19 protein-coding genes are annotated in these 21,582 nt (G+C 43.6%); 9 read left to right on the top strand and 10 right to left on the bottom strand.

Annotation, left to right across the window (positions count from 1 at the left end):
- Window positions 1-166: 166 nt before the first annotated feature.
- Both rpe and DPF91_RS02970 read right to left on the bottom strand, forming a co-directional pair.
- Complete coding sequence (gene rpe, locus DPF91_RS02975; protein WP_117232936.1) at window positions 167-838, bottom strand: ribulose-phosphate 3-epimerase; 672 nt, start codon at window positions 836-838, stop codon at window positions 167-169.
- Between the two features lie 14 nt (window positions 839-852).
- Window positions 853-1,458: an HAD family hydrolase gene (locus tag DPF91_RS02970; RefSeq protein WP_117232935.1), complete on the bottom strand. Its 606-nt coding sequence runs from the start codon at window positions 1,456-1,458 to the stop codon at window positions 853-855.
- Between the two features lie 979 nt (window positions 1,459-2,437).
- Between DPF91_RS02970 and DPF91_RS02965 the strand changes: the two genes are divergently transcribed.
- The gene (locus DPF91_RS02965) at window positions 2,438-2,965 is read left to right on the top strand and encodes a ricin-type beta-trefoil lectin domain protein (protein ID WP_117232934.1); all 528 of its coding nucleotides are present in this window, start codon (window positions 2,438-2,440) and stop codon (window positions 2,963-2,965) included.
- A gap of 554 nt (window positions 2,966-3,519) precedes the next feature.
- Here DPF91_RS02965 and DPF91_RS02960 read toward each other — a convergent pair.
- Both DPF91_RS02960 and DPF91_RS02955 read right to left on the bottom strand, forming a co-directional pair.
- A complete protein-coding gene (locus DPF91_RS02960; RefSeq protein WP_117232933.1) occupies window positions 3,520-3,885 on the bottom strand; it encodes a hypothetical protein in 366 nt (121 codons plus the stop codon).
- Window positions 3,886-3,929: 44 nt separating this feature from the next.
- A complete protein-coding gene (locus tag DPF91_RS02955) occupies window positions 3,930-4,820 on the bottom strand; it encodes an oxidoreductase (protein WP_117232932.1) in 891 nt (296 codons plus the stop codon).
- Window positions 4,821-5,111: 291 nt separating this feature from the next.
- Here DPF91_RS02955 and DPF91_RS02950 point away from each other — a divergent pair, with 291 nt between their 5' ends.
- Window positions 5,112-6,029, top strand: coding sequence for a helix-turn-helix domain-containing protein (locus DPF91_RS02950; protein ID WP_117232931.1), 918 nt, complete (start codon window positions 5,112-5,114; stop codon window positions 6,027-6,029).
- A gap of 152 nt (window positions 6,030-6,181) precedes the next feature.
- On the opposite strand, the gene DPF91_RS02945 is transcribed toward DPF91_RS02950, so the two are convergent.
- The gene (locus DPF91_RS02945; protein ID WP_117232930.1) at window positions 6,182-6,928 is read right to left on the bottom strand and encodes a FadR/GntR family transcriptional regulator; all 747 of its coding nucleotides are present in this window, start codon (window positions 6,926-6,928) and stop codon (window positions 6,182-6,184) included.
- A 236-nt stretch (window positions 6,929-7,164) separates the two neighbouring features.
- Here DPF91_RS02945 and DPF91_RS02940 point away from each other — a divergent pair, with 236 nt between their 5' ends.
- The 3 genes from DPF91_RS02940 (at window position 7,165) to DPF91_RS02930 (ending at window position 10,658) form a co-directional block, all read left to right on the top strand.
- A complete protein-coding gene (locus DPF91_RS02940) occupies window positions 7,165-8,418 on the top strand; it encodes a M20 family metallo-hydrolase (protein WP_117232929.1) in 1,254 nt (417 codons plus the stop codon).
- 126 nt (window positions 8,419-8,544) lie between these two features.
- On the top strand, window positions 8,545-9,936 hold the full coding sequence (locus tag DPF91_RS02935; RefSeq protein ID WP_117232928.1) for a YfcC family protein: 1,392 nt from the start codon (window positions 8,545-8,547) through the stop codon (window positions 9,934-9,936).
- 20 nt (window positions 9,937-9,956) lie between these two features.
- Window positions 9,957-10,658: a DUF1028 domain-containing protein gene (locus DPF91_RS02930; RefSeq protein ID WP_117232927.1), complete on the top strand. Its 702-nt coding sequence runs from the start codon at window positions 9,957-9,959 to the stop codon at window positions 10,656-10,658.
- A gap of 55 nt (window positions 10,659-10,713) precedes the next feature.
- Here DPF91_RS02930 and DPF91_RS02925 read toward each other — a convergent pair whose 3' ends face one another.
- The 4 genes from DPF91_RS02925 to DPF91_RS02910 form a co-directional block, all read right to left on the bottom strand.
- Window positions 10,714-10,911, bottom strand: a complete 198-nt coding sequence (locus tag DPF91_RS02925) for a hypothetical protein (RefSeq protein WP_241033745.1) — start codon at window positions 10,909-10,911, stop codon at window positions 10,714-10,716.
- A gap of 191 nt (window positions 10,912-11,102) precedes the next feature.
- Window positions 11,103-11,834: a class I SAM-dependent methyltransferase gene (locus DPF91_RS02920; protein ID WP_117232926.1), complete on the bottom strand. Its 732-nt coding sequence runs from the start codon at window positions 11,832-11,834 to the stop codon at window positions 11,103-11,105.
- Window positions 11,835-12,352: 518 nt separating this feature from the next.
- A complete protein-coding gene (locus DPF91_RS02915; RefSeq protein WP_117232925.1) occupies window positions 12,353-13,972 on the bottom strand; it encodes a glycoside hydrolase family 13 protein in 1,620 nt (539 codons plus the stop codon).
- Between the two features lie 194 nt (window positions 13,973-14,166).
- Entirely contained in the window at window positions 14,167-15,084 is a 918-nt protein-coding gene (locus DPF91_RS02910) for a LysR family transcriptional regulator (RefSeq protein ID WP_117232924.1), read from the bottom strand.
- Window positions 15,085-15,207: 123 nt separating this feature from the next.
- Here DPF91_RS02910 and DPF91_RS02905 point away from each other — a divergent pair, with 123 nt between their 5' ends.
- The 4 genes from DPF91_RS02905 to DPF91_RS02890 all read left to right on the top strand — a co-directional run bounded on the left by DPF91_RS02905 (window position 15,208) and on the right by DPF91_RS02890 (window position 19,517).
- Window positions 15,208-16,482 carry an ABC transporter substrate-binding protein gene (locus DPF91_RS02905; protein WP_117232923.1) on the top strand — a complete coding sequence of 425 codons (1,275 nt, stop codon included), beginning with the start codon at window positions 15,208-15,210 and terminating at the stop codon, window positions 16,480-16,482.
- A gap of 70 nt (window positions 16,483-16,552) precedes the next feature.
- Entirely contained in the window at window positions 16,553-17,521 is a 969-nt protein-coding gene (locus tag DPF91_RS02900) for a carbohydrate ABC transporter permease (protein WP_117232922.1), read from the top strand.
- Complete coding sequence (locus DPF91_RS02895) at window positions 17,521-18,369, top strand: carbohydrate ABC transporter permease (RefSeq protein ID WP_241033744.1); 849 nt, start codon at window positions 17,521-17,523, stop codon at window positions 18,367-18,369. Before DPF91_RS02900 ends, DPF91_RS02895 begins: the two co-directional genes overlap by 1 nt.
- A 47-nt stretch (window positions 18,370-18,416) precedes the next feature.
- On the top strand, window positions 18,417-19,517 hold the full coding sequence (locus DPF91_RS02890; RefSeq protein ID WP_117232920.1) for an ABC transporter ATP-binding protein: 1,101 nt from the start codon (window positions 18,417-18,419) through the stop codon (window positions 19,515-19,517).
- Window positions 19,518-20,195: 678 nt separating this feature from the next.
- On the opposite strand, the gene DPF91_RS02880 is transcribed toward DPF91_RS02890, so the two are convergent.
- The gene (locus tag DPF91_RS02880; RefSeq protein WP_117232919.1) at window positions 20,196-21,572 is read right to left on the bottom strand and encodes a DUF1254 domain-containing protein; all 1,377 of its coding nucleotides are present in this window, start codon (window positions 21,570-21,572) and stop codon (window positions 20,196-20,198) included.
- Window positions 21,573-21,582 lie beyond the last annotated feature (10 nt).

Raw genomic sequence — 21,582 nt, 5'->3', positions numbered from 1 at the left:
CTAATTTTGCGCCTAAGTGTGATGTCTGTCAATGAAATCTGTAGTTTTATTACGCAATTTTCTTTCTTTGATACGTAATTTGTTAAATATCAGCTTGTTACAGGATAAGAAAAGGCTCAGCACTAAAACTAAATGCTGAGCCTTTGCTAATGGGTTAAAGGCAGTTCTAGCCTATTTTTGCTAACTCTGCACGCATCGCATTAATAGTTGCTTGGTAATCTTCACTGTCGAAAATAGCCGAGCCGGCAACAAACATATCCGCACCGGCTTCAGCGATCTCTTTAATGTTATTGATTTTTACACCGCCATCGACCTCTAGGCGAATCTCGCGACCTGAAGCATCGATTAACTCTCGAATTGAACGCAGTTTATCTAAGGTTGCAGGGATGAAAGACTGTCCGCCAAAGCCTGGATTGACTGACATCACAAGAATAAGGTCTAGCTTATCCATGATATGGTCGAGGTAGTTAAGAGGTGTAGCAGGGTTAAGTACGACACCCGCTTTACATCCCTTTTCTTTGATTAGTTGTAGTGTTCGGTCAATATGCTCTGAAGCCTCGACATGAAATGTAATCATGCTAGCTCCGGCATCGGCAAAATCTGATACCAGTTGATCAACCGGTTTTGCCATTAGATGCACGTCAATTGGAGCAGTAATGCCATAATCTCTCAAAGCTTTGCAAATAGGTGCGCCAAAAGTCAGGTTTGGCACATAGTGGTTATCCATTACGTCAAAATGAATGACATCGGCACCAGCAGCGATAACATCAGCCACATCTTCACCAAGTCGAGCAAGATCAGCAGACAGGATTGAGGGAGCGATAAGGAAATCTTTCATTATTATTCTCTATTTTAGTTAGCAGGGTAGAAGTTGATAATTTTGCCTTGTTTGACGAGGTAGCAGTCCATCCCAGCTCTGTTAGCCGCTTGCCTACCTATTGTCGTGTCTTCAAAAACTACACAGTTTTTTGCATCGATATTTAGCTTTTCGGCAACTTTTAAAAAGGTGTCTGGGTATGGCTTGTGGTTCTCAACATCGTCAGAAGTGACTAAGACCTCGATATGGTTTTGGATATCAGTGGTATCTAGGATCTCTTTGGCGTGTCGATACTGAGCTCCGGTACCAATGCCAATGCTTTTTGAGGGCAGATACTCTTTTAATAGGTTGCATATTTCAGGGATCTGCTCACCTTTATTTTCGATCGCTTCAAAGTTAGCAATTTTGTCTTTGGTGATGTTTAGCGGGTCTATGGTCAGGTTATAGCGTTTGACTATCTCAAGCGTCACTTTGCGAGAGGGCATTCCTCCCAGCTCATCAAGCCACTCTTTATCGTAAGGGATATTGAATTTATTACAGGTTTGCTCCCAAGCTGCGGCATGAGCAACCATCGAGTTAACCAAGGTTCCGTCTAAATCGAAGATAATTGCTTGGTATTTATCTAAATTGGGCTCTAGCATATTTATCGTATTTCTTAGTCACGTCTAATGTACAAATTGTACAGGTAACAAGGCCCAAAGAGTACGATTGCTCCCATTGTTATCAGTAAAGTGTGATGACGTGATTCTGTCGTCTAGAAATCAACTAGCTAGCTCGTCGTACTTTTTTGATCAATCTTTATTGTCACATATTGCGTTTTTTATCAGAGAAGCTGAAGAATAAATGATCAAACTTTAGCGATAATTTCTGTTTGGACTAATTGAAAACGCGGCATTTACGATCAAACTCTATTGTCTTCCGACATCTTTTGTAGCAGAGCAATCAAGCCTCATACTGAGAATTGATGTATAAAACTTAAAAAGGCAGTGAAGATTCGATCTCGCTGCCTTTTTGTTATTTGCTATAGTGCGTATTTGCCCCATTAATTGTTTGGCCGTTAGTCCACCAAAACCTTAAACACGTCTTTACCGATAGAAAACTAGTCGTTTCACTAAGTACTTCAGCAAGGCTTTCAAATGGAGATTTGTCGAAAACTGAGCGTCTAGGGCTTGCGCACTTTTTACTGTGATTACAAACACTCCAGCATTTCTAAAGCTGCTGTTGTCAAAACGGTCTACAATATTTAAGCACTAACTATTTCTGAGACTAAAAGTAGTCAAAAAGTTCAAGAGAGAGCATGAACAGACTTGCGGTTTTGCGCTAGTTCACACTTTCTGTGATAGGAAACGTACTCATTATATGGGATAGGAAGCACGCAGTTCTCACTTAGCGTTATGTTGCTAGAGTGGTTTGCGCAAGAATCTGGTTCTCGGGTATGTTAATCACTGCTGCTATTGTCCAAAAGCTGATGAATGGAAAATTAAACGCATACACACTTCGCATTGCGTATTTATCTAACTTCTGGAGATGCTTTGTACACCAAAAGAGTAGTTATAACCTAAGGTGCTGCCTCATCGTTTTACCTATTATTCGATTAAATATCATACGGGGGGAATTCTAATGTACAAAGTTGCAAAATTTATTGGTCTAACAGTGTTGCTTTCGAGCACAGCTATGGCGGATAACGTTGAAGTGTATGTTACTGATTTGCTTGATAACACCCAAAATGGGTATTGTCTGGATATTGCGAAAGGTAAAGGCGCGGATGCCAACCCCGCAGATGGTATACAAGCACATACATGTTATAGCCCGTTAGGTGAAATTTTAGTTGATCAGGCATTTGATCCAGCTAGATTCGAAGAAGGCATCTTGTATATGCCAGAGTTCAATGTTTGTATGCAAGCCTCGTCGACCGAAACAGGCTCATCACCTGAGTTAACGACTTGCGATGGCTCAGAAGCACAGAGTTGGGTATTTGATGGTGAAGGTACAATCGCGCCAGCAGCTGCCCCTGAAATTTGTCTGACGTTAACAGGAGAAACGCGCACGGGGAGAAGTGACGAAAATCAAATGAAAGCTATGACTTTAGAGGCTTGTTCTGATGACTTGGCATCTGTTCAGACGTGGTCCAATAGAACTGCCGATTGATCTAGACCTGTGTATCAAATGTGGCTCCTTACAAGTTAAGGGGCTATTCACCATTTCGATAATTTCCCAAAATGGAAGTTTCAAAGCAGCGGTCAAGCGGCCGCTGTGGGCACAAAGCGATCATCGGTAGGAAAATTTGGGTATCTCGCAAAGCAAACATAACTATAAGCAGCAACGGACAAATTAACCAAGTCATGGAGCGTGGCGGCACCACTATCCATTTTTTGTAAACTAGCCGTTGAGCTGAGCGTAACTCTACTTCTTCCATACTTCCGCTAATCCGAAAAACATTTGAAAAAGTGACAACCTAAACACGTTTTTGTCCAGAGACTTCTCAGGGGCGTTCATCGCTAGCAAAGGTTTGCCCCATTCGGTGTTAACGCAATTACTCAAAGGAAGACCCTGCCACTGGAATCACAGTACTTTTGCTCATGATTGAAGGCTGAGGGGCGTTGCTAAGAAACTTCCATTTTCTTACAACAACGGAATTACTAACCTGAAATGATCGTCTGCATTGTTATAGACATTCGCTGGCAAGCATACTTCTCAGCTTGTTATGTATGTTGCTTTGCGTACCAAATTCCGAAACCAATAACCATTACGAGCTCAACAAGAACCCACATCCAATGCCGTGCTGCGGAGCCATCAAGGAAAATCCCCATTACGCGTGCAACCAAAGCTCCCAAGGTCAATGTCATGCCGAGTGCAGCCGCAGTAAATAAGTATGGGGTAATTTGATGATGAAAGATGAGCAGCATACCTACCCCCATTAGAAACCCCCACCGAACTCTTCGTTCAACAGCTTGGAAGGTATCCTCAGGGATGGGTTTATTACTCACTAGCTCAGGGTTATAGCTGAGTATCCCCCCTAGTAATAAAATGATAAAACCCACCAGCTGTAAAACGACTTTATTGTCCATAAATACCCTTAAATGTGCGTAGCACAACACTCATATATCATCGTTTAATATTTGATGCCTGTTAATGCTTCAGATAGCGTCCAAAGCTTTCGCGCAGCGTCGGCATCATGTGACCGCTTGCTTGATTCGACCTTAATAGGTGCGCCGTGCAATTCAAAAAAATCTTTCGGGCCGAAAAAATCACCTGAAGATACACTTTCGTCTGTTGCGGCTCTCAGCGTTGGTAATGCTCCCATATCTTTGCTCTGACCGAAAAATATATTTAAAAATCTCACAAAGCCCCGCTGAAGTTCTGATGTCGTCCATCCAGGATGAGCGGCTGTAACCGTAGGGTTACCACCTTCTGATTCAAGCCGTCTTTTCAACTCATAAGCAAAGTAGAGATTCGCCAATTTGCTATCTGCGTACGCTGTAAAGTTGCTGTACTTTCGTTTCTCCCAATTCAGATCATCCAAATCGATTTTCGAGGACTTATGAGCTCCAGCGGAAACAACCACCACTCGGGAGTCTGGTGTTTTCTTGAGCGTCTGGATCAAATGACCGACCAATGCAAAGTGACCTAAATGATTCGTACCCATCAGTATTTCAAATCCATCACCAGTCTTGGCATAAGGGCACGCTACTCCTGCGTTGTTGATCAGCAAATCAAGTCTGTTGAACTTAGCCAAAAACAGCGAACTGAACGCTTGAATTGAACTAAGACTGGAAAGATCCAACGGCATAACCAAAATATCTGCATCTGAATAATCTGCTCGAATTTCCTCTGCAACCTTCTCGCCTTTTGATACGTTTCTAACAGCAAGTATCACAGTCGATTGTTTTTGTGCCAGCACTCTTGCCGTTTCCTTGCCTATACCGCTGGTCGCCCCTGTAACGACAGAGACCCTGCCTTTTTGATTGGGTATGTCGTCAGCACTCCAAGGTTTTCTTGACATGAATCTTCACTCCTCAAACTTTATGATGAATTAACAGTTTCGAAACAAAACATAGAGCCGATGCAATTGAATTTGACCGCTTCGCAATCGATAGAGGAATTTTAGGAGGTATGGTCAAAAGTAGCAGTGCACAAAACTGCAAGAGTTGTATACGAAATAACGAATGGAGCCGATTTGAAGTTTTGTATACACATGGCGACAATTCGTGCACTGATTTTTCAGTTCAATTACACCATAATGTGCTTAAGAATGAGGTCTATGCAGCTAAAGGTCACTCTGCAAGGTTAAGCGATGAAAAAATTCCATTTTGACACCATTAAAGAACTCAATGCCGTCCTAGGTACTCGTCCACCAGAGCGCCCTTTAGTTGATGTAATGAAACTAAATCCAAACAGTGATGACAATCAATTGCTCAGTGGTGACATGATTTCACTCACCACCAGTTTTTACGCGATATCATTCAAACACATCACTTCAGGTGAGGTCATGTACGGTCGTACCAAATATGATTGTTCAAATGGAACGATGCTTTTTATTGCTCCTGGTCAAGAACTGACCGCCAGCGGTATCGCAATTGACTCCGTAGCTCGCACAATCTGCTTTCACCCCGATTACATTCGAGGTCACAAGCTGCACGATGAGCTTAAGCAATATCAATTTTTTAATTATTCGGTTAACGAAGCTCTACACCTTTCACCAAAGGAAGAGCAACATATGGCCGCGATGTTTGATGCGCTTGAGGCAGAAAATAACAATAATCTAGATGCCTTTAGTAAAGACCTCATTTTGTCTCAAATCGGTACATTATTGATGTATGCCAATCGCTATTACCACCGCCAATTTATGATGCGTAAAGAGGCTGACACCTCCGTATACGATCGCTTTTCAACGCTTTTAGAGGCTCGCTTAGAAACTGTCACTCAAGAGTCAGCCGCAATCCCTGATGTAGAAGAGCTTGCTCAGGGTATGAATATGACCAGTCGATACCTAAGTGATGCCCTGAAAGCTGAAACAGGTAAGACAACTAAGGACTGGATTCATTATGCGCTAATTGATAAGTCGAAAGATCGCTTACTCTCTAGTAAGGATTCAGTAGCGACTATTGCCTACCGCCTAGGTTTTGAATACCCGCAGTATTTTTCGAGATTATTCAAAAACAAAGTAGGGATGACACCTTCAGAATATCGAACAGAGCATACTCGTCATTGAAAGCTTTTATCCAGTTCTGACCGATCTACTCTAACAAAGCTATGTCCAAAACTTTGTTAGCTGAAGTGGGTTAACAAAGGGCATTTAACTCGAGACAAACAGGTAACCTGAGTGTTCGAATCGGTAGAGCTTTAAGGAGTCTTATCAATAGACTAATTTTCAGCGATAAATCGGTTGGCGATTTCGGTTTCTTGCTTAATCATTAACTGATGAGCGGTAAACATATGTTTCTGCATGATGTGTTTTGCTTTCACTGCATCCCCTGAGCGTAACGCTTCCACTAGATCGCGCTGACTTTGAACGCCGGTATGCCATAGCTTGTGGTTACCCGGTTCATAGAGTTTGCGATAAATGGTTAGCTCGGTCAGCATCTGAGCGGTAAATCGAACCACAAACTTGAGCAGCTCGTTTTGAGAGTAACCTGCCAGTAGGTTATGAAATTCAAGCGAAGCGATATGATGTTCTCGCTCTTGGTAGACATCTTCTGGTGGGTTTTGATATTTATCGATTTGTTGGTGTAGCGCTTTAAGCTGCTCTTCACTTAATGTTCCGGCCAATGATGCCGCGATCTCTGGCTCAAGAGATAAGCGCATCTGATACAAATCTGAAATTGAAATGTCTTTAAATAACAGATAGTTGCTTAATAGTGACTGCGCTTTACTCTCGCTCATTTCACTGACAAATACGCCCCCTTTCGGGCCAGTCTTAGTCGTCAGTATGCCTTGCGCTTCCAGAATACGCATACTTTCACGCACGGTGCTTTTTGAGGCATCGAAGGTTTCCATCACTTCTAACTCATTAGGCAGACGATCTCCTGGCTGTAATGCTTGATCAACAATCCAGCTCTTAATGGATTCTGCTAATTGCTGTGTTCTTCTTCCTTTTGCTCTGCTTGCCACGTACCTACTGCCTCACCATTATCCGTACTCATTGAATTTTGACGGAATTTCGTCGAATGTCATCTGTTTTCTGCTCAAAAAGGCGTTCCTTCCCCAAGCAAATTCGTTATGAAACTATCCGATTATTGATCGAATAATACTCACAAAAATGTCAATTTATCATGATAAATAAGTTTAATTTTGTATTTATCATGATAAATTAAAATGAACACGGTCAGAAATAGAACGATTTAACGATGGATAAATTTGTAGAAACGGCGAGCCTTGCATGGGAATGGCTTGAGTCGATAGCTCAATGTAGCCAAACCAAGCAACCAGATATCGAAGGCGTCACACGTTTATGTGCAACGCATGAACATGCTTTAGCAAACGAAAAGCTGCGCGAGTGGATGGTGTTATCGGGAATGGAAGTACGCCTTGATAACGCTGCGAACTTAATTGGTCGTTATCCGAGTGCTAACCCCAATGCGCAAACGCTTCTGTTTGGTTCACACCAAGACACAGTGCCAAACGGTGGTAAATACGATGGTATCTTGGGTGCGGTGCTTCCTGTCGCGTTGATTCACTACTTCCATCAAAACCAGATCGAATTTCCTTTCCATATCGATGTGATTGCCTTTAGCGACGAAGAAGGCACACGTTTTCAATCTACCTTGTTAGGTTCAAAAGCAGTCTCTGGCACGTTTGATCCAAGCATGCTCGACGCACAAGATGCTGACGGCGTAACGATGCGAGAGGCGCTGGTTGCTTTTGGTTGTAACCCAGATTTGATCAGCCAAGATGCGTACAACAAACAAGACGTACTAGGGTTCGTTGAACTGCATATTGAGCAGGGGCCACAGCTAGAGCAAGCGAACTTGCCGGTTGGCGTGGTAACCGCAATGACAGGCATTGAGCGTCATACTTTATCTATCATTGGTAAAGCTAGCCATGCAGGCACAGTTCCTATGGACATGCGCCAAGATGCTCTAGTAGGTGCGGCTCAAGTGATTTATATGTTTGATCAGTTGTGTAAACGTGAGGAAGATCTGGTCGGTGTGGTAGGAAAAATTGCCAACTATCCGAACGGTGTGAATGTTATCTCGCAGCAGACTGATATTACCATTGAGCTACGCTCGCCAAATGACGGTTCGCGCATCAAGGCACGACAAGAAATGCTAGAGAGCATCAACAGCTTAATGGCTCAATACAATCTAGCTTATCGTCATGAACAAACTTATGAGCAATCAGCGGTGACTTGTGCTGATTCGCTTTCTTCTGTTTTGAGTGAAGCGGTTAGCCGTTCAGGCATCACACCTAAACATCTTTATAGCGGCGCCGGACACGATGGCCTAGCGGTCAGCAAACTGACTGACATTGCCATGCTGTTTATGCGCTGTACTGATGGCATCAGCCACCACCCAGACGAAGCAATTCTTCAACAAGACTTAGTGGCAGCCGTCGAAGTGCTGAACCATTTCTGTCTACTCATTAAAGCAAAACAACAATAACACTATCAATGCAGGGGAGTGCGTCAGCGCTCTACCTGCGTGAGCCACTGTGCTCCCGTTTTAGCTTGCAACAATGAACGCTGCAATCAGAGTACGTTCATCCCTATACTAAGGAGATATCTTGTTATGGACATGACAAAGAAAATGGAAACTACCGAAAAAAAGGCATGGTATAAAAACATGCCCGATCCCATGGTGCTGATCTTTATGATCTTGGTCGCCACTTACCTGCTGACGTTTATCGTACCGGCAGGGGAGTTCGAACGTGTAGTTGTGGATGGCCGAACGACGGTAGTTGCAGATTCATTTTCCTATTTGAGCGATGTTCCACCTGTACACTTCTTTGATATTTTTGTAGCAATCCCAAAAGGTCTGATTAGCGCAGCTCCCTATTTATTCATTGTTTTCATCGCTGGTGGTTTGTTCCATATTTTGCAACGCACTGGCGCGTTAGAAAATGCGATTGGCGTAGCGGTTAATAAAGCCGGTGTGAAGAACCGTAACCTGATCATTACTATTGGCACGTTTATCTACGGTTTCTTTGGTGTCGCAGTAGGCTTTGAAAATAACATTGCGCTTGTTCCTGTTGCGGTACTTATCTCGGCTGCTGTCGGTTATTCAAGCCTTGTCGGAACCGTGATGGCCGTAGGTGGCATCGGTATTGGTTTTGCGTTGTCACCAATCAACCCTTATACCGTAGGTGTTGCTCAAGGTATTGCTGAACTGCCTACCTTCTCTGGTGCGTGGCTACGTGTTGTTATGGTTATCGCTTCTTTGGCACTGCTTTCGTACTACATTTGTTCACGTGTAGCCAAAATGGATTTCAAAGAGCCTGAATCAGCAGAAGGGTTGAGCAAAGATTTATCAGACTACCGCCTAGAGAAAACAGACAAGCTGACCTTGGGTGTTTTTCTAGCGGGTCTAGGTGTGATGCTTTACGGCGTGTTTGCTAATGGTTGGTACATTAATGAAATCGCTGGCCTATTTTTGCTGATGGCGATTGTGATTGGTGCCGTTAACGGTTTGGGCGCAAATGGTATTGTGAAGCAGATGATGGAAGGCGCTTCAGGTGTGACAGCTGGCGCATTAGTTATTGGTGTTGCAGCGTCGATTCAAATAGTCCTAGATCAAGCTCAAATCATTGACACTATTGTGAGTGCATTAAGCTCGCTAATACAAGATATGCCAATTGCGATTTCAGCAATTGTGGCCAGTGTCGTACAAGGTGTGATTAACCTGTTTGTTCCGTCTGGTTCTGGTCAAGCAATGGTGACGATGCCAATTCTTGTCCCAGTTGCCGATTTAGTTGGCATGAGCCGTCAGCTGATGATCACCGCTTTCCAAGTGGGTGATGGACTAACAAACCTGATTGTTCCAACTTCTGGTGGCACATTAGCAATGTTAGCGCTTGGCCGTGTTTCTTACGAGCAATGGCTAAAAGCGATTATGCCTTTCATGGTGTTTGTTTACGCACTATGTTGGGTTGCGTTATTTATTGGCCAAATGGTCGGTTACTAAGGCGTTAGAAACGAGATTGTATGACGATTTCACTTATTCATGTTAATCCGAAAACGGGTTTGTCAGCATCGATATCAGCAACGGGAGGCGTAGCCGTAGGAGGTTACGTCAACCATAGTTGGCGGGGTATTGGTGCTTGTGCAACGCAAGGATTGTTTACTAATCCTTGGTACGCAGAGAGCGCAAAACGTAGTCTAGTTAACGGTATGGACGCAGCAGAAGCTGTCGAGCATTTAAAGCAGAGCGATGCTGGATACGAGCAGCGTCAATGCATGGTAATGGATCGACTTGGCAATACAGCGTTTATTCATGGCAAAGAGAACATCCCTCATGTTGGCTCAATCGCCTATCCGAGTATTGCGGTTGCAGGGAATATGCTTGAGAGTGATTTGGTTTTGGAAGCGTTCATTCAAAGCTTTGTCGAGGCTACGACGCTTAACCCAAATTCGGTCTATCGAGGCAACATGCCTGAGTATCGAGTGGGGTATGAAGACACCTTGCCAGAGATTCTTATCGATGCGCTAAGTCAGGCGCTTAAGGCTGGTGGGGACAAACGTGGCACTTACTCAGCGTCGTTAAGGGTTGAGAGTAACACTCGTGCTCCAATTGATATTCGTGTTGATTGGTCAGACGATAGCTTGATTGAAGATCTCACAAAGGTATTGGCAAGGGTCCGAGAAGCGAGCTTTCAAGCGTTTTTGGATAACCTACCAAACTGCTAAAAACCTCCCTTAATAGAAAAACGGACTGGCGTTAACCAGTCCGTTCTCCACCTATTTATAGGTACAACTTCGCAAGCTCATCCCACTTTTTCTTACCGATAACCTTAGTGAGTTCCGCAATTGAAGTTTTAGATAGGTTGTCACCTTTGTTGTAAGTCAGAGTCGGCAATCGCGAATCTAAGCTTTCCCCTTTATTCACTGTGCTCTGGCTTGCCAAAATGCAGGGCCCTTGACGTAGAACAGTGGGTAACATTGGTGCTGTTGTTCCTTTGAAACTAGGTTATTGGCTTCAAGCAGTCCAGTACTAGCAAATGGAAACTTTTGCCCCAATAACGTTTCAGAAAGCATCGCAGTAGTCATCCAATTGTTTAATGTGCAAGTCATGCACATTAGTGTTCAAGCAGCTGCAATATTTGAAAATGCTTTTGGTCCAATTAAGTATGTTCAGCATTTCTTACCAATGAGCAGACCAACATCCTGTTGCTTTATATGTAACAACTGCTTCTTAAGCTTGCTTAAATTCCCAAATTCATAGAATGGTACGTGAAGAACTGCGACAAACCCTGCGTCAAGCATCATGTTGTGCCATTGGCTTCTGCTATTAAAACAGACCCCAACACCGGCGGTATTTGCCCCCATTTTTCTGGCTATCTGAGCCAGCGATTTTGATGAAGTCGATTGATAGATCAAAGCGCTCGGTAAGTTGTGAACAAATTGCCCCTCATAAAAGTTCTCGAACACCACCACGATTCCGTTTTCAGATAGATTTTGAAATGAGCGTTCTAGAGCTTTCTTTTGCAGCATTACCGATTGTTCGTAGCTGTCACTAACAAAATGGTGAAGAACCCAATTAAACTGAATGACATCGAATTTTTCAGCGAAAATAGTGTCTTGAAAGCTAGAACACACTAACTGCTTTCTTGGGTGAGGGTGGTTTTTCTCGATGAGGGACTGTTCTGGCTCAACCAAAGTGACATAGCAATTGGGATAGTGTGACAGAATCTTGTCAGCGTACATGCCATTACCGCCGCCAACATCGAGTAAGTGGAACGGGTGATGGGTGGGGTAAAGCATGTTGAGTTGTTTTACTAAGACAGCAAACATCTCATCGTCTATATACTCGATATCAAACGATACTGTTTGTTCGGGGGTAAGTTTACGTACTACTCCGGTCATAGTGTTTTCTCAGTTAGTAAATCTGAAATCGACGCAAACTTTATACCATTAAATATTTCTATTTATTTCAGCAACTAAAGTTATTTATTGCTTCAAAATTAATGCAATTTTTAATTTGAGACTCAAAATGACAGCAATAAGGGATCGTCTTTTTATTGTGTATCAAGTAGTGCTGTTTGCGTGTTCGATATTCGGATTTTGCATCGAAATAAATATTGGGATCACTCTGACTTTTGGAGATTACTCCACGATTAAATCGGCTCAATGAGTCCTTTTAAATTGATGGCGAGCATGAGACCAGATAGGCTTATTTAACTTGCTTTTGTCCAGTAGTGAGTTTGGAAGGTGAGAGATATAATTGAACATGAACCACGAGTGTAATGGTGTTTGTGACCACCAAGCGATTCTGTCGCCAAACCACTCTGTAGTACTGCAAGTATCAATTTAATCTAGTTGTTAGATTGTAAAAGCAAGGCCTGATAGCCTTGCTTTACATAGTGTGTTTGCGTGCACAAGGATTAGATCAACCTCACCGCAAATGACTCGTAAGGCTTCAGAGTCAAAATATTCTCTAACTTCATAACCTTAGGGTAGTTGCTAATTAGGCTCTCTACATGTTTCCCTATGAGATCTGAACTGAGTTCAATCGATTGTGGCTGATCACTAAAGTTTGAAACCACGAGAACTTGGTCTTGGGCGTTTTCTCTGATGTAAGCAAACACATGTTCATGCTCTGCGGCTAATGGTTTAAATGAACCATCGGTAATAACAGGTAAAGTTTTACGGAACTTCACCAACTTTTTGTAGTGATGGAACACAGAGTTATCGTCCTCTAGCGCTTTTTCAACATTAATGGTTGGATAGTTACTATTTAGCTCGATCCAAGGTTTACCTGCCGTGAACCCTGCATTCTCCAGATCACTCCAATGCATCGGTGTTCGAGCGTTGTCACGACCATTTTCATATATCGCTAGCATCATCTCGTCATGAGACATTCCAGAAGCGATCTTTTCTTTGTAAAAGTTGAGTGTTTCGATGTCTTTGTATTGGTCAATGTTGTCGAAACGGACGTTGGTCATGCCTATTTCTTCTCCTTGATAAATATAAGGCGTGCCTTTTAAGAAATGCAGCGTCGTAGCAAGCATTTTGGCTGATTCAACACGGTATTCTTTATCATTACCAAACTTAGAAACTGCACGTGGTAGGTCGTGGTTATTCCAAAACAACGAATTCCAGCCTTCTCTTGCAAGTTCTGTTTGCCACTTGATCAGCACTTCTTTTAGGCCTTTCAGATCTAGAGCACAAGGTACCCACTTATCACCGTCTTGCCATGTTTGCGTGATGTGTTCAAATTGAAACACCATCGACAGCTCTTCTCTGTTTGGATTGGAATAGAATTTCGCCAGCTCAGGCGTTGCCCCCCAGGTTTCCCCAACAGTCACAAGGTCAGTTTTACCAAATGTGGCTTTATTCATTTTATGCAGACGCTCATGAAGCGTCGGGCCATTCACGCTGATTTTTCGATCAACATCCTTGCCAATTAGGTCAATTACATCGAGGCGAAAGCCTCCAATTCCTTTTTCGATCCACCAGTTCATCATGTCGAAGACTTCTTCATGAACCTTTGGATTATCCCAATTGAGATCCGGCTGCTTTTTAGCAAACTCATGGAAGTAGAACTGGTTGGTTGGTTCATGAAATTCCCAAGCGCTACCACCAAAAGTAGACTGATGGTCGGTGATTTCATCACGCCAGATATAATAATCTCGGTATGGGTTGTCTTTCGATTTACATGCTTCGATGAACCACTGGTGTTCATCAGAAGTGTGGTTAACTACCAAGTCCATCACGATACGGATGTCCCTACGCTTCGCCTCTGCAATCAACGTGTCCATATCGTCCATCGTGCCGAACTCTGGAGCGATGGCTTGGTAGTTAGAAATGTCGTAACCGTTATCATCCATCGGGGACTGATAAACAGGGGAAAGCCAGATTACATTGACGCCAAGTTCTGTTAGGTAATCCAGCTTGGTAATGATCCCTGGAATATCACCAATACCATCGCCATTGGAGTCACAGAAGCTTCTTGGATAGATTTGGTATACAACCGCATCATGCCACCATTGTTTTAATTCCATAATCATCACTCTCTTTAAATTCGGTCGATTCACATCGACTATAAGGAATGAGTATGAAATTAGATAATAGATATAAATCACCCATGTAATAGAAAAAATCTATGGGATGGGTAAAACCATGCGCTTGCTAGCATTTTTGTGAGGTTTTCACTAATTCGCGCATGGTTAGAATCTGTGAATCGCTTCACACTTGGTCATTGGATACGTTGTTGAGCTGCCTCTGTAATTTTCATAATCACAGACTGAAGGTGTTCACTTTGTGCTTTTTCTTTTATCACATAGAGTCCAATGGTGGATGCTTCAATGGGTTTTTCTAAGGTAAGCGGAACAATGCCGAGCTCGGCAAAAAAGCCTTTCATTGCCATTGGGTACGTGAAAAGAGCATCGCTTTCAAGCAGGCGGTCAATGACGACCATTAAGGAATTAGTGTAGTGCACGGTAGATGCGCTGTAGGTAAAACTACTCTCTAAGCTATTTAATGTTGAAAGGTCGTTAAGCAGGTATGTAAGCTTTTTGTTTGGGTGGCCGATATTGATGATAGGGAAGCGAGCGAGTGCCTCATTGTTGACCACCGTGCCGATTAGGGGGTGAGTTTGATTTACGTAGATGTAGTCTGCTTGAGAGAACATTGGAAAAAAGCTCACTTGTCCGGAACGAGTTAATCCTTTTAACTCGTGACCGATGAACAAATCTATTTCGTCTGATAGTAATTTATCCATCAAGTACACTTGATTTCCCACATCAACATTAATATTTGCTTGAGGGAAATTGTCGGCATATTGCTGAATAACATCTTTCATAAATAGTGCCCACCAAGCATCTCCAGTACCTACGCGGATCTCTTTTTGTTGATGAAGGGTGAGGTTATCTAGGCTTGAGAGCATGCTTTCTTGAATATGTCGCATAGCCCTCGCTTTTTCAAAAACAATCTCACCCGATTCAGTCAGGCGTATTCCCCGAGCAGTTCGTTCAAAAAGGGTTGTACCCAATTGTTGCTCGTACTTTTTCATATTGTGGGTAAGGGTTGGTTGGCTTACACAGAGCTTTTTTGCCGCGACAGTCACAGATAAACAAGACGCGATTTCTAGAAACTGTTCCATAAATTTGTGCATGATCACACCTAGGGTTTAGTTATAGATTTTTTCTATAATAACGCGATTTAGAATGTATTTCTAAATTGATACTTTGAGCGCTATCTTATTTTCATCCTTTGTACCCAACCTTTAGGTGACCCAATGAAAAAGAATAAGATTTTGCTAGCCATGGCTGCGTTAGCATCTGCGGCATCTGTAAACGCTCAGGCTGATACGATTAAATGGGAGTGTGATTACTCGTTTAATCATAAGAAAGCATATTGTGAGTATGTTCAAGAACGCTTTGAATCTGAAACTGGTCATAAACTTCAGTTTGTAGAGTTACCGCCTGCCTCTGATGAAAAGCTTGGCATCTATCAGCAGTCATTTGCGGCAAAGAGTGCTGATGTAGTGGATGTATTCCGTATTGATACGGTATGGCCTGGTCTTTTTGCAAGGCACTTATTGGATCTCACTCCTCATTTTGAGTCTCGCCAAGGTGAGTTTTTTAAAGGGGCTTGGGATAACAACGTTGTCGATGGCAAATTAGTGGCTTTACCTTCTATGCTTGATGCTGGCTTGTTGTATTACCGAAAGGACTTACTTGAGAAGCACAACCAAACACCACCTCAATCTTGGCAAGAGCTCAAAGCTACGGCTGAACTGATTCAAGCGAAAGAACGAGAAGATGGTCAAAAAGATTTTTGGGGGTTCGTATTCCAAGGTAAGGCCTATGAAGGGTTAACTTGTGACGCCCTAGAGTGGGTGAATTCATACGGCGGCGGTAGTGTTGTTGAAAACGATGGCACCATTTCAATCAATAACCCACAAGCAGCTGAAGCGTTAGACATGGCAGCTTCTATGGTCGGCAACATCTCTCCTAAAGGTGTACTGGGTTACATGGAAGAAGAAGCTCGCGCGGTATTCCAAAATGGTGATGCCTTGTTCATGCGTAACTGGCCATACGCTTACGTTTTAGGCCAAGGCGATCAAAGCCCGGTGAAAGGCAAGGTTGGCATTATGCCTCTTCCGTCAGGAACTGAAGGTGGCAGCGGTGCTGCAACGCTTGGTGGTTGGCAGTGGACGGTGAATGGTTATACGAAGAGTCCAGAAGCAGCAGTGCAATTGCTTGATATTATCACTAGCCCAGAAGCGCAAAAGATGCAGTTCAAACATGGTGGGGATAGCCCAACGTTGATGTCACTGTACGATGATCCTGAAATCCTAGAGATCGCACCACACATGTCTGAATACAAAGACATCTTTGCTGCGGCGGTTGCTCGTCCTGCCGCTCCAACAAAGCGTCAATACGCGAAGGTATCCAAAGCGTTCTACAACGCGTCATTTGATGTTCTTACTGGTAAATCAACAGGTGAAGAAGCGGTTGCTTCGTTAGAAAAACGCCTGAAACGTGTGAAAGGTAAGAAGTGGAAGTAATCCACGCTCTTCGCTCAACCTGCTGATACGCTCAGCAGGTTGTATCAATCTTCTCAAGGGTTATTGATTTATGGATACAACAATTCACACTTCTTCCGCTAAGAAACCTTCCAAGGTCGGCGATAAAAAGAAGTTTAGTCTTCAAGAAAAACGAGCACGTTCGGCTTACTTCCTTGTCGCACCTGCATTGATTCTTCTATTTGGTGTTGCTGGTTGGCCACTTATTCGTACATTCTTCTATAGCTTTACGGACGCTGCACTTGATGCTCCAGATGATTACAGCTTTGTAGGTTTTGAAAACTATTTCACCATGTTTGAAGGTGAGGCATACGGCGTATTAGCTGATGCTCTTTGGTGGCAAGCGGTCGGTAACACGCTTTGGTTCACTTTCTGGTCCGTGTCCTTCGAACTTGTACTTGGTTTGCTATTTGCTTTATTGATGAATCAGAAGTTCAAAGGGCAAGGCCTGATTCGTGCAGCCATTTTGGTTCCATGGGCGATTCCTACCATTGTAACGGCAAAAATGTGGGGCTGGATGTTCCATGATCAATACGGTGTGATTAACCATGTGTTGACCTTTTTGGGCTTAATCGATGAAAAATTGGCTTGGATTGCAGAGCCTGATCTTTCTATGTGGGCAGTGGTATTTGCCGATGTATGGAAGACCATTCCTTTCATGGCGCTGATGTTACTCGCAGCATTGCAAACGGTACCTGCAGATCTCTATGAGGCTGCCCGTGTTGACGGTGCCACCGCTTGGCAGAGATTCTGGCGAATCACACTCCCGTTAATTATGCCCGCGATGGTTGTGGCACTTATCTTCCGCATCATGGATGCACTACGAGTGTTTGACCTTATCTATGTATTGACCTCCAACAGTGAAGCGACGATATCGATTTCAGGCTATGCGCGCGACCAAATCATCTCCTATCAAGAAATGGGAGCCGGCTCTGCCGCATCGGTATTGGTATTCATGTTAGTAGCAGGTATTGCGGTTTCATTCTTATACGCAAGCCGTATGCACAAACTCGAGGATTAATGATGAAACTTACACGTAAACAGCAATATAACGCTCATCAAGTGATGCTGTATGTTGCATCCACTATTGTCACGGTATTTTGTGTCTATCCGTTTTACAACGCGATCATTACCTCGCTAAAAACGGGGAACGACTTGTTTCAGGTGTCGTTTCTACCGACTTCGTTTGAGTGGCAAAACTACGCAAGTGCGCTGCTTGATAATGGCGTCGCGAAGAGTTTGCTCAACTCATCAATTGTAGCTGGACTAACCGTTGGAGGATGCCTGTTAGTGGCTATCGTCGCATCTTTTGCTTTGGCGCGTATTCGTTTTAAAGGGAAGCAGGGGATTTTGCTGACTATTCTTTGTGTATCAATGTTCCCACAAGTCGCCGTATTGACGGGGATGTTTGAGTTGATTCGCTTCCTTGGTCTATATGATTCACTATTTTCGCTTGTGATTTCTTACATGACATTTTCTCTGCCTTTCACCATTTGGGTACTGACAACGTTCATGAAAAACATGCCAAAAGAGTTAGAGGAAGCAGCCATTGTCGATGGTGCAAGCACTTGGGTCATCATCACTAAGGTCTTTGCTCCTATCATGGCTCCTGCGTTGGTCACCACCGGTTTACTGGCGTTTGTTGGTGCATGGAATGAATTCATGTTTGCAATTACGTTCACCATCTCACCAGAGAATCGCACAGTTCCAGTGGCGATTGGCATGATGCAGGGAACGTCTCAGTTTGAATTGCCGTGGGGAAGCATCATGGCGGGTTCCGTCATCGTGACGTTACCGATTATTGCTCTGGTACTCATCTTCCAAAAACGCATTGTTAGCGGTTTAACGGCCGGTGCAGTGAAAGGCTAATCGCCCTCAATAGCAGTATTGAATTAGTAAGAATTAAGGAATTTATTATGTCTCAACTTAGCTTAAAGGGCATTTGCAAACGTTATAACGACAATGCCACTATTATCCCAAATCTCGATCTAGACGTGAACAGTGGTGAGTTCATTGTGATTGTTGGTCCATCCGGTTGCGGAAAATCGACTTTACTACGCATGATTGCTGGCCTTGAAGATATCACTGATGGTCAGATGATGATCGACTCTAATGTGGTGAATGACGATTCACCATCAGAGCGCGGTATTGGTATGGTGTTCCAATCTTATGCACTCTACCCCCATATGAACGTTCGTAAGAATATGGCATTTGCGTTAGAGTTGGCTGCTCTTCCTCAAGAAGAAATTGATCAACGCGTCGATAATGCGGCAAAAATCCTTCAATTGGAGCCTTTATTGGAACGTAAGCCTAAAGATCTTTCTGGTGGTCAGCGTCAGCGCGTGGCAATTGGTCGCTCGATTGCTCGGGAGCCTAAACTGTTTTTGTTTGATGAGCCCTTGTCTAACCTGGACGCAAGCTTGCGGGTGCAGATGCGTATGGAGATTGCAAACCTACATAAGCGTCTTAAATCGACCATTGTTTATGTCACTCATGATCAGGTTGAAGCGATGACTCTGGCTGATCGCATCGTTGTGCTAAACGCGGGTAATATGGAGCAGGTTGGTACACCGCTTGAGCTGTACGATCATCCTAGCAATTTGTTTGTGGCTCAGTTTATTGGCTCTCCAAAGATGAACACCACACCTGTGACTATCGATGATGTCACTAGCTCTGATGTGACCGTCTGTATGTCAAACAATACACGACTTACATTACCGATTTCGGTTCCACGAGAAGATCTTGGGAAACAGGTGCTGTTAGGCGTGCGCCCTGAGCATTTAGAGTTTTCTGCGTCAGAAAACAGTAATGAGGTGTTATTTGTCGAGCAAATGGGTAATGAGACTTACCTTTATGTAGATACTGGCGACAAAGAACCTTGGGTCGTAAGAAAGGGTGAACGAGATTTAACTCGTGCGGGAGATAAGATATCGCTGACGATAGACCCATTGTGTTGCTACTTGTTTGACGAGAAAGAGGTTGCCTACCAACGTTTGCAAGTTCCGACCAAGCAGTAAATACACGGAACGTTGCTAGGGTCTGTTGACCTTTCGAGCTGGTTTTTGCAGCAGTTTGTGGGAAATTTCTACAAGGCAGAGGCTTTGATGTGTAGCTAGCCTACATGAGAAGCCGATAACGCAGTAGAAATGAAGCACAAACGCTGCCCGAAGGGTTCGGCTAAAATCGTTTTATGCTTTGTTAAGGGGTATTTACTTAGAGTGACTAGGCTACACACCCCTTGCCGCGCCTAAAACGATTTTATCTCGAACAAAATTTAACCTCGAAAGATCAACAGACCCTACACAATTCTATCTTTTTCAGAACCTAAACACTCATGATGAAATCTGCCCTGATTGATGAGAATCAGCAGAGCAAAATCCCATTTCTTAGCTAGTTAAACCGACTTCTCATCATTAACAGCAAGAAATAACCACTGCCCAAAATGGCGACCAATGTACCTGAGGCAATACTGAATGGATAGATAAGGATTTGACCAATCCAATCAGACCACACCTTTAAGGTAATGCCGTTCTTAACACCTACCGACACCTTTTGTAGGAGCGGAGTCTAGCTTCATACTTAGAATACAAGCATCAAAGTCAAAAGGCAGCGAAGGTGTGATCTCGCTGCCTTTTTGTTGATGAAGCTAGTTCATCTTTTCCTCAGTGTTAACCACTTGCGTTGAGGCTAAGCGGTTATTTCTTCGCGATCTTTTTAAATCGTGTTGGCTGCCACTGATCATTCTTTAACTCATCTGAAGGTGCATACATCCTCAGAATGGCGTACCAAGAGTGATCGGGGATCGGTAAGAAATTAGGATTATCCTCTTGGCCTTCGGTGTCAGAGCTCATGTAGATAGTGTAAGTACCATCCTCGTTTGGTACTAGCGTGCGATCGCCCCTAGAGTGTCGATTAATGCTGTTCTCTTCCATTAAACGAGTCTTACCACTGTAGGCGGTGTATGACCAAAAACCTTCGCCCTCAATGGGTGGTGCATCGAACGTCACTGTGTAGTCATATTTGCTGCCATCCAACGGTTCGCCATCCGAATCGACTAAGTCACCCGAATACATTGTATGCTCGGCTGGCAGTCCCCACTGACCCATAAATGTGCCGTAAGCGTGTTGATAGCTTGGTACTTGGATCATTTCATCACGTGTACCTAACACATCTCTAGAATCATCAAACCCCGAGTTGTGAATGCGGTTAAGGCCTCTTTCCTTTCCTATTTCAATCATTGACTTGTCGGCGCTGAGATAGCTATCAGGGTTAGATTGACCTAAGCCTAATAGGGCAAATAGTTCGAGTAGTTCTTGATCGTGCTCTCTCATTGTTCCCTCCGAAAGCACATAGTTGGTTCTTTGCACCCAGTTACTTTTTTCAGGGTCTGGGTATTGTCTTGCCTTTGGTTCAGGGCCTTTTTGACCTAAGAATTCTGAAAGCGTGCGCACGTTCCATTGGTCTTGTAGTTTTTGTGCGATTTTGGAGTCTTCACCACCAATATCCATGACGCGGCCCATCATCTTCACAAGTGGGTGCTCCACATAGATCACTTCATCGACGCTTTCTGGAACTTCACCCTCCCAACCTTCTAGTGCGTACATGAACATACCCCCTTCAGTCCCACGTTGTGGGGAGCCGAACGCAGAGTCAGTAAAGTGCTGCATGTTCATGGTGTGAAATAGCCAGTATCGACCGTCATCATGATCTGGGATGCTAATGATCACCGGCTCTGCCGCAACATCCATCCAGCCCATAATATGCAGTGTGTCATTGTTTATGGTTGGGTGTGCTGTGTAAGTATGGTCTGCGAGAATACGGATGTTTTGAAACTGATTAAGTGGGTAACCTGTTTTTACAACTGTCTCATAAAAATACTTGTAGGCTTCATCGATGGAGAATGCGTACTCGTATGCAAGTTGGGCAAGCTTCTCCTTGTCTTGTTTTTCAAAGGCCTTCGTAGCGATATCCAGTCGCACGCTCTCTTCTGCATTGGCAAATGTATTGAATCCACACATAAGGCTGCTAGCAAGCATCAGTGCGGCAAGTTTGTTTTGTTTAGGTTTGTTCATTATTTATCTC

This window comes from Vibrio maerlii (assembly GCF_003415655.1).
Taxonomy (GTDB): Bacteria; Pseudomonadota; Gammaproteobacteria; order Enterobacterales; family Vibrionaceae; genus Vibrio; species Vibrio maerlii.
The sequence above is the reverse complement of the archived record's forward strand: the minus strand, read 5'-3'. Positions and strand labels throughout refer to the sequence as shown.